This is a genomic window from Gilliamella sp. wkB18 (genome assembly GCF_001690875.1).
Taxonomy (GTDB): Bacteria; Pseudomonadota; Gammaproteobacteria; order Enterobacterales; family Orbaceae; genus Gilliamella; species Gilliamella apicola_A.
In genome coordinates this window covers 16,343-32,693 of the sequence record NZ_LZHM01000057.1, presented here as the reverse complement: position 1 = coordinate 32,693, position 16,351 = coordinate 16,343, and the positions used below count along the sequence as shown (strand labels likewise).

Below are 16,351 nucleotides of genomic sequence, written 5' to 3'. Positions count from 1 at the left end.
TTCCATTTCAACTAATTCTAATAGTTCTTCATCGTCAACCATATCACATTTGTTTAAGAATACGATAATGTAAGGAACACCTACTTGACGACCTAAAAGAATATGTTCACGAGTTTGTGGCATAGGACCATCAGTTGCTGCTACTACTAAAATAGCACCATCCATTTGAGCTGCACCGGTGATCATGTTTTTAACATAGTCAGCATGGCCTGGGCAGTCTACGTGGGCGTAGTGACGAGTTGGTGTGTCGTATTCAACGTGTGAAGTATTGATGGTGATACCACGTGCTTTTTCTTCTGGTGCGTTATCGATCTGATCGAATGCACGTGCTTGTCCGCCATATTTTTTAGCAAGAACAGAAGTAATTGCAGCTGTTAAAGTTGTTTTACCATGGTCAACGTGGCCGATTGTACCAACGTTAACGTGGGGTTTTGTACGTTCAAATTTTTCTTTAGACATCTTAATGTTCCTTTATTAGATCACTTCCCTTTATTTGTAAGGGAAGTGTTACTTTATTTATATAAAAATTATTTCGCTTTACGAGCTTCAATAATTGCGGTTGCAATATTTGTTGGTGCTTCATTGTACTTCAAGAACTCCATAGAGTAAGAAGCACGACCTTGTGTTTGTGAACGAAGGTCTGTTGCATAACCAAACATTTCTGAAAGTGGAACTTGTGCTCTTACTGTTTTACCAGTTGCAGTATCGTCCATACCTTCGATCATACCGCGACGACGGTTCAAATCACCAATAACATCACCCATATAATCTTCTGGAGTTTCAACTTCTACTTTCATAATCGGTTCTAAAAGCACAGGTTTAGCTTTCATGAAGCCGTCTTTAAATGCCATTGAACCGGCAATTTTAAATGCCATTTCTGATGAGTCAACATCATGGTAAGAACCATCAAAGATAGTAACTTCAACATCAACAATTGGATAACCAGCAAGAACACCGTTTTTCATTTGTTCTTGACAGCCTTTGTCAACCGCAGGAATGTATTCTTTAGGAACCACACCACCAACGATTTCGTTGTTGAATTTGTAGCCTTCGCCACCAGCTTCCAATGGTTTAATTTTTAACCATACATGACCGTATTGACCGCGACCACCAGACTGACGAACAAATTTACCTTCTTGTTCAACCTCATTACGAATTGTTTCGCGGTAAGCAACTTGTGGTTTACCAACATTTGCTTCCACTTTAAATTCACGTTTCATTCGGTCAACAATGATTTCTAAGTGAAGCTCACCCATACCAGAAATAATGGTTTGACCTGATTCTTCATCAGTGTGAACACGGAATGAAGGGTCTTCTTGAGCTAGTCTTCCTAAAGCAAGTCCCATTTTTTCTTGGTCAGCTTTAGTTTTTGGTTCAACTGCAACCGAAATTACCGGCTCAGGGAATTCCATTCTTTCAAGAATAATTGGAGCACTTTCAGCACAAAGCGTGTCACCTGTTGTGACATCTTTAAGACCAATTGCAGCTGCAATATCACCAGCGCGAACTTCTTTAATTTCTTCACGTTTATTTGCATGCATCTGAACGATACGACCAAAACGTTCTTTCTTATCTTTAACTGAGTTAAGAACCGTATCACCAGAGTTAACAACGCCTGAGTAAACGCGGAAGAAGGTTAAGTTACCAACAAATGGGTCTGTTGCAATTTTGAACGCTAAAGATGAAAATGGTTCATCATCGCTTGAGTGACGTTCAGCTGCTTCGCCATTTTGTAATTCACCTTTAATTGCAGGTACATCAGTTGGTGCTGGTAAATATTCAACTACAGCGTCAAGCATGAATTGGACACCTTTGTTTTTAAAGGCGCTACCACAAGTGACTAAGATGATTTCGTTAGCAAGTACGCGTTCACGTAACGCTGCTTTCACTTCTTCTTCAGTTAACTCTTCACCACCAAGGTATTTTTCCATTAACTCTTCACTTGCTTCAGCCGCAGCTTCGATTAGGTATGAACGCCATTCTTCAACTTGTTCAACCATGTCAGCTGGTACATCTTCATAAGTGAAAGTTACGCCTTGATCAGCATCATTCCAGTTAATTGCTTTACGTTTAAGCAGATCAACAACACCAGTAAATGCTTCTTCAGCGCCAATTGGTAAAACTAAAGGCACAGGAACTGCGGCTAAACGAGTTTTGATTTGATCAACAACACGTAGGAAATTAGCACCCATACGGTCCATTTTGTTGACAAATGCAATGCGTGGAACTTTATATTTGTTTGCCTGACGCCATACTGTTTCTGATTGTGGTTGAACACCACCAACTGCACAGTAAACCATTACAGCACCATCAAGAACGCGCATAGAACGTTCAACTTCGATTGTGAAGTCTACGTGTCCCGGAGTATCGATAATATTGATACGGTGTGGTTCAAATTGTTGACCCATACCAGACCAGAATGCCGTTGTTGCGGCTGAGGTGATAGTAATACCTCGTTCTTGTTCTTGTTCCATCCAGTCCATGGTAGCTGCGCCATCATGAACCTCACCAATTTTGTGACTTACACCAGTATAAAACAAAATACGCTCAGTCGTTGTTGTTTTACCTGCGTCAATGTGTGCACTAATACCGATATTGCGGTAGCGTGCTATAGGGGTTGTACGAGCCATATTAATCCTCTGTTTAGAATCGTTTGCTTAATAAATTATCATTTAGGTTGACTGATAGCAGATATGGGCTATCAGTTTAATTTCAATTCGCTTGTTACAAGTGAATTGATTACCAACGATAGTGGGCAAACGCTCTATTAGCTTCAGCCATACGATGAACATCTTCGCGTTTTTTCACAGCAGTGCCTTTGTTTTCAAAAGCATCCATAAGTTCATTCGCTAGGCGTAAAGCCATTGATTTATCGCCACGTTTACGTGCAGCATCTACAATCCAACGCATTGCAAGTGCATTACGACGAACCGGACGCACCTCAACAGGAACTTGGTATGTAGAACCACCAACTCGACGTGACTTAACTTCTACAGTTGGTCTTACGTTATCTAGTGCAACTTCAAAAGCTGCTAAGTGGTCTTTTCCACTACGCTCAGCTAATTTATCAAGAGCTGAATATACGATTGATTCTGCGATAGATTTTTTACCATCTATCATTAAAATATTTACAAATTTCGCCAGTAACTCTGAACCGAACTTCGGATCAGGAAGAATTTTTCTTTGACCGACAACATGACGACGTGGCATTGGAATACTCCGTTTATATGTTATAAATTTTCAGGTTTACCCAAAACTCAAATGAGTTAAATGGAATTATATAGTTTGGCCTTACTTAACGGAGTTCCATTAAGCTTTAGGTCGTTTAACACCGTATTTAGAACGGCTTTGTTTGCGATCTTTAACACCTGCACAGTCTAATGCACCGCGAACAGTATGGTAACGAACACCTGGTAAGTCTTTAACACGACCACCACGGATTAAAATTACACTATGTTCTTGTAGATTGTGACCTTCACCACCGATATAAGAAGTAACTTCAAAACCGTTGGTTAAACGTACACGACATACTTTACGTAATGCTGAGTTTGGTTTTTTCGGTGTAGTTGTGTAAACACGAGTACAAACACCGCGTTTTTGCGGGCATGCTTCAAGGGCAGGAACATTGCTTTTTGCTTCCTTTAATGCTCTTGGTTTGCGTACCAGCTGATTAATTGTTGCCATTAATAAGCTCCTGATTAATTGAAATAAATTTAAAATTGCTTTTTAGATACGTAATTAACAACTGTAGACCAAAACCTATATATAGAAGTTTTGGGTCGCAAGATTTTAGACTCCAGAACAGATAATGTCAAGTTTTTGCTCACGTTTAATCAGTAACCCCATTTTTTATTAGTGTGAGACAGAGGAATTTTGAGTAATAAAGATTTTTATTTTTCAAGCTTATCTTTTTGAAGATAGGGTATCTTGGCTTTGAAGAAAATGGTTTCCTCATCAACTTTATTGATGAGGAATTAAAGATTAATAGTGATCAATAAAGATAAATTTTAGCATAAATAATAAAGCAAAAATAATTACACAAAGATTGAGTTCTTTAAATTTACCAGTAAAGGTTTTTAAAATCACGTAAGAGATAAACCCAAGAGCTACACCTTCAGTGATTGCAAAGGCAAATGGCATCATGATTGCTGTAATAAATGCCGGTGTTGAATCGGTTAAATCAGACCAATCAACTTTCACCAAACTAGAAACCATTAAAATCCCAACAAATATAAGAGCACCAGATGTAGCATAAGTTGGCACTAAATGAGCTAAAGGCGATAAAAAAATCATCATTAGGAATAATATTCCGATTACTACTGCAGTTAGCCCAGTGCGACCACCTACAGAAATGCCAGCAGAGCTTTCAATATAAGTTAAAACTGATGATGTACCAAAAAGTCCGCCAAGTGATGAGCTGAAACTGTCGATTAATAATGCTTGGCGCATTTTGGGAAAGCGTCCTTTTTCATCTGAAATGCCGGCTTTGTCAGTTAATGCCAAAATAGTGCCCGATGAGTCGAATAGGCTAACAATCATTATTGAAAAAATAACGCCCATGATGGCAATATTAAGCGATCCAACTAGATCTACATGACCAACAACGCTGGTAACACTTGGTGGCATAGACACAATACCTTGGTAACTGATATTAGGATCGAGCCATAGTGCTAGTAAAGTTACAACTAAAATCGAAATTAATATTGCTGCATGAAAATTACGAGCGGCTAAAATAATAATAATAAAAAAACCAAGTGATCCTAATAATACGTTAAGTGACAAAATATTGCCTATGGTTAATAGTGTTGTTGGTGAACTGACTACTATGCCCATATTTTGAAATCCCATAAAAGCAATAAATAGTCCTATGCCTGCACTAATTCCAATCCGTAAACATTGTGGAATATGTTCAATTAGCCAATGGCGGACTTTAAATAGTGATAATCCAAAGAATATTAAAGAACCCCAAAATATAGCCCCCATGCCTATTTGCCAAGAGTAGCCCATTGAGCCACATATGCCATAAGCAAAAAAGACATTTAGCCCCATAGCAGGCGCTAAAGCAATGGGTAGATTGGCAAATAGTCCCATTATAATCGATGCAAAGGCGGTAACGATACAAGTTAAAACAAATACTGCTGAGGTATCCATCCCTGTTGCAGATAAAATCGACGGATTAACGAAGATGATATACACCATAGTGAGGAAAGTTGTACATCCTGCAATAATTTCAGTTCCGACGGTGGTTTTTTTTTCTTTCAATTGAAAGAATTTTTCGAACGTTAAATTCATAGGTTAGGCCCAATTGTGAGTGATAAGTAATAATGTCCATTTATGAACAGCACTATCTATTTTTACGCAAAGGTAAAAATAAAAAAGATGGGGAATTGTCGTTCCTCATCTTAAATTAGGAATTTTACTAAGATATTATTGCCAGTTATTTATTTTGGTCAAGCGTTATTCTGGTTATTTCGCTAAACAGTATTACTCTGTTACAGAATCGAGCTTGTTTAGCATAATTTTTACTTTCAAAATTCGATGACTTTCTATTTCGACCACTTCAAATAGATAATTGTCAATTTGAATGGTTTCGCCAACATTAAGCAAATGCTGAGCTTTTTCCATTAATAATCCTGCTAGTGTATGATATTCACGTTTATCATCAATGAGAATTGGTACAAATCGAATCAATTCTTCAACAGGAATATAGCCATTAGCAATCCAAGTATTATCTTCAAGACATCGAATATCATGTTTAGCATCAATTTCCTCTTTTTCCGTTGGAAAATCGCCAGCAATGGTTTCGATAATATCTGTAACTGAAACAACCCCCTGCATTGAACCAAACTCGTCTACTACAAAAGCAAAATGTGTTTTAGCTTTTTTAAATTGTTCTAAAGCAACCAGTAACGATACCGTTTCAGGAAAGATCAGCGGTTGTTTGATAAGCGAGTGAATATCAATTGGTTCTTTACTTTGTAGTATATCTTTTAATAGATCATTAACTTGAATGATACCTAAAGGCTCATCGATTGAGGCGTTATCGGTAACGACTAAACGTGAATGTGGGTTATCAAAAATCTCTTTTAAAATTGTTTCGCGATCGTCATTGATATTAACCATATCAACATCTAATCTAGCTGTCATAATACTACTGACAGATCGCTGAGCTAATCCAAGCACTCGTTCAACCATGCTTAGTTCTTGATGATTGAATACGGATTCTTTTTTATTAGCATCTGAAATTGTATCGATAGAGTGAGTCTCAGGATCTTCTTCAATATCACCTTTAAGTAAGTGTAAGATAGCTTCTGCAGTCCGTTCTCGTAATGGTTTTTTATTTAGTGCTTTACGGCGATTAAATATGGCAAGTTGATTAAAAAATTCAATCATAATTGAAAAACCAATTGCCGCATATAAGTAGCCTTTTGGAATCATAAAACCAAAACCTTCAGCAACTAAGCTAAAGCCGATCATTAATAAGAAACTTAAACAAAGAATAACAATCGTTGGGTGTGAATTGACAAAAATGGCTAATGGTTTACTGGCGACCATCATAATGCCAATTGCTATACAAACAGCAATAATCATTACTGGAATATTTTCAACCATTCCTACAGCAGTAATAACTGAATCAAGTGAAAATACCGCATCAAGTACAACAATTTGTGCAACAACTGTCCAAAAATGTGAAGTTTTTTGGGGTTTACCCTCTTCATGAGAAGACCCTTCAAGGCGCTCATTGAGCTCCATTGTAGCTTTAAATAGTAAAAATATCCCCCCGATTAACATAATCAGTTGACGTGCGTTGAAGCTAATTCCAGATATTGAAAATAGTGGTGTAGTGAGTGTGACTAACCATCCCGTAAACATTAATAATAAAACGCGTGTAATTAAGGCAAAAGCAAGACCAGTAACGCGGGCCTTATCTCGTTGTTGGGGTGGAAGTTTCTCGGCAAGAATGGCAATAAAAACAATATTATCAATACCAAGGACGATTTCAAGTACAACTAGAGTGGATAGGCCAATCCAGATTGTAGGATCCATGATCCATTCCATATGTCAGGTGATTACCTCTAATAAACACAGCACATGCTGCTTAATAATTCTGTCTGTAATTTACTAAATAATCAATAAAATATTTATAAAATTTGTGTGTTTTGAAAAAAATTAATGTTTTATTAGTATTAGCATGAAAATTTAGCTTCGCCAGAATGTTGGGGTAAATAAAACAAGTAGGGTAAATATTTCCAGACGCCCAAATAGCATATCAACTGCCATAACCCATTTAACTACATCACTAACACTAGCAAAATTATCACTGACATTTCCAAGTCCAACACCTAGATTATTAAGTGATGAGGCAACAATATAAAAAGAATCGATAGTATTGATACCTGTTGCCATGATAACAAACAGGCTAACTAAAAAAACTAATGCATAGGCCGAAAAAAATCCCCAGACCGCTTCAATAATTCGTTCTGGGACTACACGATTATTTAATTTTAACGTATAAATAGCATTTGGATGAATAAGACGCTTTAACTCTCGAGAGCCTTGCATAAACAAAATTATCACTCGAACTACTTTTAAACCTCCCCCTGTTGATCCCGCACAACCACCAATGAATGAAGCGCACAATAAGAATATTGGCAATGGTGATGGCCATGTGTTGATGTCATCGACACTAAAGCCAGCTGTTGATGATATGGATACCACTTGTAAGATAATTTTATCAATGCTCAGACGGTGTGGTTTATAGAAATAGATAACAATTGTGCAGATAGCAATTAATATCAGTAGAATAAATATAAATGTTCTGAACTCTTGATCACGCCAGTAATCTTTAATCGAAAAACCACTTAGCGCGGCAAAATGGAGCGCAAAATTACAGCCTGATAAAATCAAAAAGAGGGTGACGATATAATTGATTATAGGACTGTTAAAGTAAGCTAAATTATCATCATGGGTTGAAAACCCTCCCATTGATATTGTTGAGAAACTATGTGACACAGCATCAAATATATTCATACCGGCCAGCCAAAGACAAATAGCACAAAGCGTTGTAAGCAAAATATAAATTGACCAAAGTGTTTTGGCTGTTTCTGCAATACGTGGTCGCATTTTGCTATCTTTTTGTGGCCCTGGGATTTCCGCACGATAAAGTTGCATGCCTCCAACACCCAATAACGGTAGGATTGCTACTGCTAGCACAATAATACCCATACCACCTAACCATTGTAATAATTGACGATAAAAAAGTAAGGCTTTAGGTAGGTGATCTAATTTAACAATCGTTGTTGCTCCAGTTGTGGTAAGGCTTGAAAAAGATTCAAAGAAGGCTGTGGTTAAGTTTAAATTAATATGGGTATCAAAAATAAAAGGAAAAGCGCCGATAGTACCAAGTACAACCCAAAATAGTACAACGATAAAAAAACCTTCACGTGTGCTCAGTTCGTGGCGATGTTCCCGATTCGGGAACCATAGTGCAAATCCTAAAATTAAAGCAGCAAAAAAAGAGCGAACAAAAATTGCCCCAGCACCATCACGATAGATTAATGCAATAATCGCTGGCAATAACATGAACACCGACAATAGTAAAATTAATAAACCAACAATTCTGATAATTGATCGCCAATGTATCATAGTATTTATCTCTATTTGAATCCACGAGCTGCTTTGATAAGATCATAAGCAGCTTGGATCTCTTGAGCACGTTTTTTTGCTGCTTCGAGCATCTCTTTAGGCAAACCTTTTGATACAAGTTTATCTGGATGGTGCTCATTCATTAATTTTCGATAAGCCCTTTTTATTTCCGAAATTTCGGCGTTTAATTTAATACCCAGTATTCTGTAGGCATTTTGTAGATCTGATTGCGTAGAATAGCCTTGATAACCATTATAGCTATTATTTTTGTGTTGATACTGGCTACGCTCTTGTTGGTTAGTATTTTTTTGATGAAAATGGTAACTGCCCATCATCATTTGAATATACATTGCCATTTGTTGACGAGGAATATTAAATTCTTCTGCCACAATGAACAAAATTTTTGACTCTTTTTCATCTAAATTACCGTCGACTAATGCCGATTGTATCAGTTGCTCACAAAAAATATTCAACACATTACGCCTGAAACGATATTGTGTATATAATTGTTTTAAGCGAGATCTAAGAGGGTAATCACTAGCTTTACCTTGATTGAAAGATTCTTGAGCAAGCTGTCGACCGTTGCTATCGAGTTGTAATTGGTCCATAAATTGACGAGCAAGATTTATATCATCTTGTGTTACAACGCCTTTAGATTTGCTTAAATGGCCTAATACTTCAAAAACAACAGTCAAATAAAGTGTTGGATTTGCTTGTGTACTTTGTTCGGTTAATTTATTACAAAATGTGCGGTAAAGCATTGGCCCAATAAATAGGCCGAGCATAAACCCCCATCCTGTTTTTAATACAATACTTAATACAAAGCCTGTAATTATTGCCCAGATAAAAGACATATTATTCATTTACCTCAATTTTATCTATCTTCTGTAAGCCTCGTGGTAATGCTGTGCCTTTTCGTGCTCGTTCTGCCTTAAATTTTTGTAAATCAGCAGGATATAATGTAAGTTTGCGTTTACCAACATATAACGTTATTGATGTGTCTTGCGTAATTAATAGAGTATAAGCAAGGCAATCATTAGCGCCTGAAAGCGATACTATTTTATTTCCTTTACCTTTGGCAAGCTCAGGTAAATCTTTTACAGGAAATATGAGCATCCGGCCTTCTTTGGTGATTGATAGCAGCAAACTATCTTCAGATGTAATTTCGATTGGCATCAGTATCCTGGATTCTTTAGGTAAATTAATAATTGCTTTACCATTACGATTGCGAGCAACCAAATCACTAAATTGACAAATAAAGCCATAACCGGCACTTGAAGCAAATAAGTATTTTTGATTATCATTTTGAGACATGAGCACATGTTCAACAGTTGCATCAGCAGGCAGTGCTAATTTACCAGTCAATGGTTCGCCTTGGCTTCGTGCTGAAGGTAATGTGTTGGGATCTATGGCATAGCTACGGCCTGTTGAATCGATAAAGATAACGGGTTGATTACTTTTTCCTTTAGCTGCCGCTTTAAAACTATCACCTGCTTTATAACTTAAGCCAACAGGATCAATATCATGCCCTTTAGCTGTTCTAACCCAGCCCATTTCAGATAAAATCACAGTAACCGGCTCTGATGGGGTTAATTCTTGTTCACTGATTGCTTTAGCTTCGCTACGTTCAACAATTGGTGAACGGCGCTCATCACCATATTTTTCAGCATCTTCTTTTAGCTCTTTTTTAATTAAATTACTCAGCTTTTTAGGTGAAGCTAATAAAGTTTGCAAGTGATCACGTTCTTTAGCAAGCTCATTTTGTTCACCTTTAATGCGGACTTCTTCAAGTTTGGCTAAATAGCGGAGTTTTAACTCTAAAATCGCTTCGGCTTGAATATCGGTTAATGCAAAACGGCTCATTAACTCTTGCTTTGGTTCGTCTTCGTTGCGAATAATTTCGATAACTTCATCGATGTTTAAAAACGCAATCAATAAACCATCAAGGATATGCAATCGTTTTAATATTTTATCTAAGCGATAATTTAAACGTCGAGTAACGGTGTATTTTCGATACTCTAGCCATTCAGTAAGAATTTCAACTAAGCCTTTTACTGATGGGCGATTATCAAGCCCAATCATATTCATATTAACCCGATAACTTTTTTCGAGATCGGTTGTGGCAAATAAATGATTCATGACTTGCTCTAAATCGACTCGATTTGAACGCGGCACAATGACTAAGCGAGTTGGATTTTCGTGATCAGACTCATCACGCAAATCTTCAATTAAAGGCAGTTTTTTAGCGCGCATTTGCGAAGCAATTTGCTCTAAAATTTTGGCGCCTGAAACTTGATGTGGCAAATCGGTAATAACAATATCACCGTCTTCTTTTTTCCACACTGCACGCATACGAATTGACCCACGTCCTGTTTTGTAGATCTTTTCGATATCGTCACGTGGCGTGATAATTTCGGCTTCAGTAGGGAAGTCAGGCCCTTGTATGTGAGCCATCACTTCGCTGAGTGTCGCATTCGGATTATCAGCCAGCATCATCGCGGCATTCGCTACTTCGCGAATGTTATGAGGCGGAATATCAGTTGCCATACCAACCGCAATCCCTGTTGTGCCATTTAATAAAATATTTGGCAATCTGGCTGGTAACATTTTCGGTTCTTGTAAAGTGCCATCAAAGTTAGGCGTATAATCAACCGTTCCTTGACCTAATTCACCTAATAATAGCTCGGCATATTTTGATAAGCGTGATTCAGTGTAACGCATTGCTGCAAATGATTTAGGATCATCAGGTGCCCCCCAGTTACCTTGCCCATCAACTAAAGGGTAACGGTAAGAAAATGGCTGAGCCATTAGTACCATAGCTTCGTAACAGGCGCTATCACCATGAGGATGATATTTACCAAGTACATCACCCACGGTACGGGCTGATTTTTTGAATTTAGCTTGCGCATTAAGCCCTAATTCTGACATAGCATAAACAATGCGCCGTTGCACAGGCTTTAAGCCATCACCAATAAATGGTAGCGCACGATCCATAATGACATACATTGAGTAGTTTAAATAGGCACTTTCGGTAAAGGTGCGTAACGACTGGATTTCTACTCCGTCATGAGTTATCTCACTCATTATTGTTCCTCTAAATCATTCAGTTTATTAGACATCAAGTTCAACTTGATCGCCTTTTTCTTGTAACCATTCGCGGCGATCTTCTGAGCGTTTTTTAGCAAGTAGCATATCCATTAATGCCATCGTTTGCTCAGCATCATCAAGCGAAAGCTGCACTAAACGACGCGTATTGGGATTCATTGTTGTTTCGCGTAGTTGTAGTGGATTCATTTCACCTAGACCTTTAAAGCGCTGCACATTGGGTTTGCCTTTTTTACGTTTAAGCTGTTCTAAAATGCCTTCTTTTTCTTCTTCATCTAGGGCGTAATGAACTTCTTTTCCTAAATCGATGCGGTAAAGCGGCGGCATAGCAACAAAGACATGCCCATGTTCAACCATGGTACGAAAGTGCCGAACAAATAAAGCACAAAGTAATGTTGCAATATGTAGTCCATCTGAGTCGGCATCGGCTAAAATACAGATTTTACCATAACGTAATTGGCTTAAATCATCGCTATCTGGATCGATACCGATAGCAACTGAAATATCATGGATTTCTTGTGAGCCGAGTACTTCATCGGACGAGACTTCCCATGTATTTAAGATTTTGCCTTTAAGAGGCATAATGGCTTGATATTCACGATCTCGCGCTTGTTTAGCCGAACCTCCCGCGGAATCGCCTTCCACTAAAAATAGTTCAGTACGACTTAAATCTTGCGATGAGCAATCAGCCAGTTTCCCGGGTAGTGCAGGACCACTAGTCAGCTTTTTGCGAATAACCTTTTTAGAAGCTTTTAAACGTTTTTGCGCGCTTGAAATCACCATTTCAGCCAGTAGTTCAGCTAATTGAACATGTTGATTTAACCAAAGGCTAAAAGCGTCTTTAACAATTGCCGACACAAATGCCGCGCATTGGCGTGATGATAAACGCTCTTTGGTTTGACCCGCAAATTGAGGTTCTTGCATTTTGACTGAAATAACATAAGCACAACGTTCCCAAATATCATCAGCAGTTAATTTTAAGCCTCGTGGTAACAAATTGCGAAACTCACAAAACTCACGCATGGCGTCTAACAATCCTTGACGTAAACCATTAACATGGGTACCACCTTGTATGGTTGGGATTAAGTTAACGTAACTTTCAGTCAATAATTCTCCGCCTTCGGGCATCCAAAGCAGTGCCCATTCTACGGCTTCTGTTTCGCCAGTATGATTGCCTGTAAAAGGTGTTTCTGGTAAAAGAGAGTAACCACTGACAGATTCCATTAGATAATCTTTTAGGCCATCTTCATAACACCAACGTTGTTCGGTATTATTGATTTCATCTTTAAAAATAATTTCAAGACCAGGGCAAAGCACCGCTTTGGCTTTTAGTAGATGTGATAAGCGTGGGACAGAAAATCTAGGCGAATCAAAATATTTTTCGTCAGGCCAAAAATGAACTTTGGTACCTGTATTACGACGGCCACAAGTGCCGGTAATATGCAGATCTTCAACTTTATTACCGTTTTCAAAAGCTATTTCGTACACTTGTCCATCACGATGAACTGTAACTTCAACACGTTTTGATAATGCATTGACTACCGAAATACCTACACCGTGTAAACCACCTGAAAATTGGTAATTTTTGTTCGAGAACTTTCCGCCAGCATGTAAACGACAAAGCAATAATTCAATCGCTGGCACACCTTCTTCAGGGTGAATATCAACTGGCATTCCTCGCCCATCGTCGATAACTTCTAGTGAATTATCTTGAAAAAGGGTAACCTTAACTTTACGAGCATGACCTGCGATAGCTTCATCAACACTGTTATCAATGACCTCCTGCCCTAAATGGTTTGGTCGGCTTGTATCAGTGTACATTCCAGGTCGATGACGAACTGGATCAAGCCCTTTTAATACTTCAATATCAACAGCATTATAAGTAGATTGTGACATAGCGTGTCTATTTCATTCGAATAAATAGAGAGTATTATACCAATCTTTCTTAAAAGATGTATGAGATTAAATTGATCATAAAGTACAAAAAGGTTTTTTGCTTGTAAATTAGTTAATGAATATTCTTACTTCATCAATTATTTAAGATTAATGGTGATTTGTGCCAAATTTGAGTTTTATTATTTTAATAAGGGGATTATGATAAATAAATCCCATATAAAATTAAGGGAATAATATGAGTAAATCAGAAAATAATAAAATTAGTCGGCGTCATTTTTTACAAAAGTCCATTGCAGCTAGTGGAATTGCTGCATTAGTAAGTAATATGCAGGTGCCTTTTTCTTATGCTGAACCGAGTAAAAGTGCAAGCAATAACGAAATTCCTAATCCAAATAATCAAGAAAAAATTTTTTATAGTGCTTGTTTGGTAAACTGTGGTAGTCGTTGTCCTTTAAAAGTTCATGTCAAAAACGATATTATTACTAAAATAACGTCAGAAGATGGGATTAATGATTCCGTTTTTGGCTTGCATCAAATTCGCCCTTGTCTTCGCGGCAGATCTGTTCGTTGGCGAACTTATGATCCTGAACGGTTAAAGTATCCTATGCTGCGCATTGGTAAGCGTGGTGAAGGTAAATTTAAACGTATTTCATGGGATGAAGCCATTAGCCTACTAGCCAATAAACTTAAATATACCATTAATCAGTATGGCAACGAGGCTATTTATTATCAATATGGTACAGGCACAACGGGTGCAAATATTTCGGGACGCAATGCATGTAAGCGGTTTTTGAGTACTATAGGTGGTTACTTAAATTACCATGGTGACTATTCAAGTGGACAGATAACTGCTATTCAACCCTATATTTATGGTAATGCAAAAGAATCTTTATTAGACCAAATAAAATATTCTGATCTGGTTGTGATGTTTGGACAGAATATTGCAGAAACGCGAATGTCTGGTGGCGGGCAAGTTACTGAGCTATTTAATGCATTATCACAAAGCAAGGCGAGAGTAATTATTATTGATCCAAGGCGTAGTGAAAGTGTTGTCGGTTACAATGCTGAGTGGATCCCGATTATTCCCGGTACCGATGCTGCGTTAGTTGCTGCTATTGGTTATGCTTTACTTGAAGAAGATCGTATTGATGATACGATGCTCAATCAATATTGTGTTGGTTGGAATGCCGAATCGTTGCCTGACAGTGCACCGCCTTTTAGTGATTTTAAATCTTATATTCTTGGACTGGGTGGCGATAGGACGCCTAAAACACCAGAGTGGGCAGCGAAAAAGACAGGTGTTCCTGCAGCACAAATTCGTAAGCTAGCACTCGATATTGTGAATGCTAAAGCTGCATGGATTTCTCAAGGCTGGGGAGCACAACGTTGGCAAAATGGTGAGCATACGACAAGGGCTATTATGATATTGCCTATTATCACTGGCCAGTTTGGTAAGCGTGGCACTAATATTGGAACTTGGGGGGGGAGTGTGACTTATCCTGTTCCAGGTTTAAGTTTGCTAAATCCGATTAAAACCAGTATCCCATTTTTTTTATGGACCAAAGCGATTGAAGATCCGCTCAGCATGACAGCTAAAAACTCTTATTTACTTGGTAAAGATAAACTTGATGTTGGTATTAAATTTATTTGGAATTATGCAAGTAATGTTATTGGTAATCAACATGCTGACCTCAACCGCACTCACCAAATTTTGCAAGATGAATCTAAATGTGAATTTATTCTTGTTTGGGATACGCATATGACCGCATCAGCTAAATATGCGGATTTATTGCTACCTGATGTGTCATCGGTAGAAAATAATGATTTGATTAATAACTCTTATGCATCAGGTGCTTATAGTTATTTAATCCGGATGCAACGGGCAATTAAGCCGCTTTGGGAAAACCGTGCAGCTTATGATGTATTAGCTGATCTTTCTGAAAAGCTAGGCGTAAAAGATAAATTTACTCAAGGTCGTACTCAAGATGAGTGGATAGAATATTGCTATGAAAAACTCCGCAAACAAAATCCTAATCTGCCAACTTTTGCCGAAACCGATGGTATGGGGGTAATTGATCGTAAGTTAACTAATAGTGATACTCAGATTGGTTTACAAGCATTTAGAGAAGATCCTCTTAAAAATCCTTTAAGTACGCCATCAGGAAAAATTGAAATCTATTCGGAGGCATTAGCTAAAATTGCTAGTGAATGGGAGTTTGATGAAGATGATAAACTTTATCCAATTCCTGCATATTTGCCGGCTATCGAAGGAAGCGAAGATAAAGCAAAACGTAAAAAATACCCGTTGCAACTTATCGGGTTTCATACTAAAGGGCAATGTCATTCCTCTTATAGTAATTTACCACAATTGCGTGAAGCTGTTGCTAACAGCCTTTGGATTAATCCATTCGATGCCGAGCAAAGGCAGATTAAGCATGGGCAATTGGTCGAGGTTTATAACGATCGTGGTCGTTTGTATATTCCTGCTAAAGTTACGTCACGTATATTACCAGGAGTGATTGCAATTCCTCAAGGTTTATGGGCTAAAACTAATGTAACAGGCATCGATATTGGCGGATGTATTAATCGCTTAACATCATTGCGCCCAACAGTACTTGCAAAATCGAATCCACAGCATACCAATCTGGTTGAAATTAAACCATTATTGGTTGTAGGGTTAACATCGTAAATTAAAGAGCGGATA

The 16,351-nt window shown here is 37.9% G+C and carries 11 protein-coding genes; 1 reads left to right on the top strand and 10 read right to left on the bottom strand.

Translation table 11 applies throughout. The features are described from left to right. From A9G48_RS06405 to parE, 10 genes are all read right to left on the bottom strand, one after another. Positions 1 to 459, bottom strand: a 459-nt coding sequence (locus A9G48_RS06405) for a GTP-binding protein (protein ID WP_081299253.1), incomplete at its 3' end; no start/stop codon positions are given. A gap of 68 nt (positions 460 to 527) precedes the next feature. Next, positions 528 to 2,630 (bottom strand): elongation factor G, encoded by a 2,103-nt coding sequence (gene fusA, locus A9G48_RS06400; protein WP_034947164.1) that lies wholly within the window; start codon positions 2,628 to 2,630, stop codon positions 528 to 530. A gap of 109 nt (positions 2,631 to 2,739) precedes the next feature. Further along, positions 2,740 to 3,210 (bottom strand): 30S ribosomal protein S7, encoded by a 471-nt coding sequence (rpsG, locus tag A9G48_RS06395; RefSeq protein WP_034915550.1) that lies wholly within the window; start codon positions 3,208 to 3,210, stop codon positions 2,740 to 2,742. A gap of 99 nt (positions 3,211 to 3,309) precedes the next feature. Next, positions 3,310 to 3,684 (bottom strand): 30S ribosomal protein S12, encoded by a 375-nt coding sequence (gene rpsL / locus A9G48_RS06390; RefSeq protein WP_034883792.1) that lies wholly within the window; start codon positions 3,682 to 3,684, stop codon positions 3,310 to 3,312. Positions 3,685 to 3,981: 297 nt separating this feature from the next. After that, positions 3,982 to 5,292: an NCS2 family permease gene (locus A9G48_RS06385; RefSeq protein ID WP_034947160.1), complete on the bottom strand. Its 1,311-nt coding sequence runs from the start codon at positions 5,290 to 5,292 to the stop codon at positions 3,982 to 3,984. A gap of 192 nt (positions 5,293 to 5,484) precedes the next feature. Continuing rightward, the gene (locus tag A9G48_RS06380; RefSeq protein WP_034947157.1) at positions 5,485 to 7,059 is read right to left on the bottom strand and encodes a TerC family protein; all 1,575 of its coding nucleotides are present in this window, start codon (positions 7,057 to 7,059) and stop codon (positions 5,485 to 5,487) included. Between the two features lie 141 nt (positions 7,060 to 7,200). Further along, complete coding sequence (locus tag A9G48_RS06375) at positions 7,201 to 8,643, bottom strand: TrkH family potassium uptake protein (protein WP_034947611.1); 1,443 nt, start codon at positions 8,641 to 8,643, stop codon at positions 7,201 to 7,203. 14 nt (positions 8,644 to 8,657) lie between these two features. Next, positions 8,658 to 9,500 (bottom strand): co-chaperone DjlA, encoded by an 843-nt coding sequence (gene djlA / locus A9G48_RS06370; RefSeq protein ID WP_034947608.1) that lies wholly within the window; start codon positions 9,498 to 9,500, stop codon positions 8,658 to 8,660. Between the two features lies 1 nt (position 9,501). Beyond that, positions 9,502 to 11,730, bottom strand: a complete 2,229-nt coding sequence (gene parC, locus A9G48_RS06365) for a DNA topoisomerase IV subunit A (protein ID WP_065575962.1) — start codon at positions 11,728 to 11,730, stop codon at positions 9,502 to 9,504. Positions 11,731 to 11,757: 27 nt separating this feature from the next. Next, positions 11,758 to 13,647 (bottom strand): DNA topoisomerase IV subunit B, encoded by a 1,890-nt coding sequence (gene parE, locus A9G48_RS06360; RefSeq protein WP_065575961.1) that lies wholly within the window; start codon positions 13,645 to 13,647, stop codon positions 11,758 to 11,760. A gap of 235 nt (positions 13,648 to 13,882) precedes the next feature. On the opposite strand from parE, the gene A9G48_RS06355 reads away from it, so the two are divergent. Further along, positions 13,883 to 16,336, top strand: a complete 2,454-nt coding sequence (locus A9G48_RS06355; RefSeq protein WP_034947149.1) for a DMSO/selenate family reductase complex A subunit — start codon at positions 13,883 to 13,885, stop codon at positions 16,334 to 16,336. Positions 16,337 to 16,351: the final 15 nt, after the last annotated feature.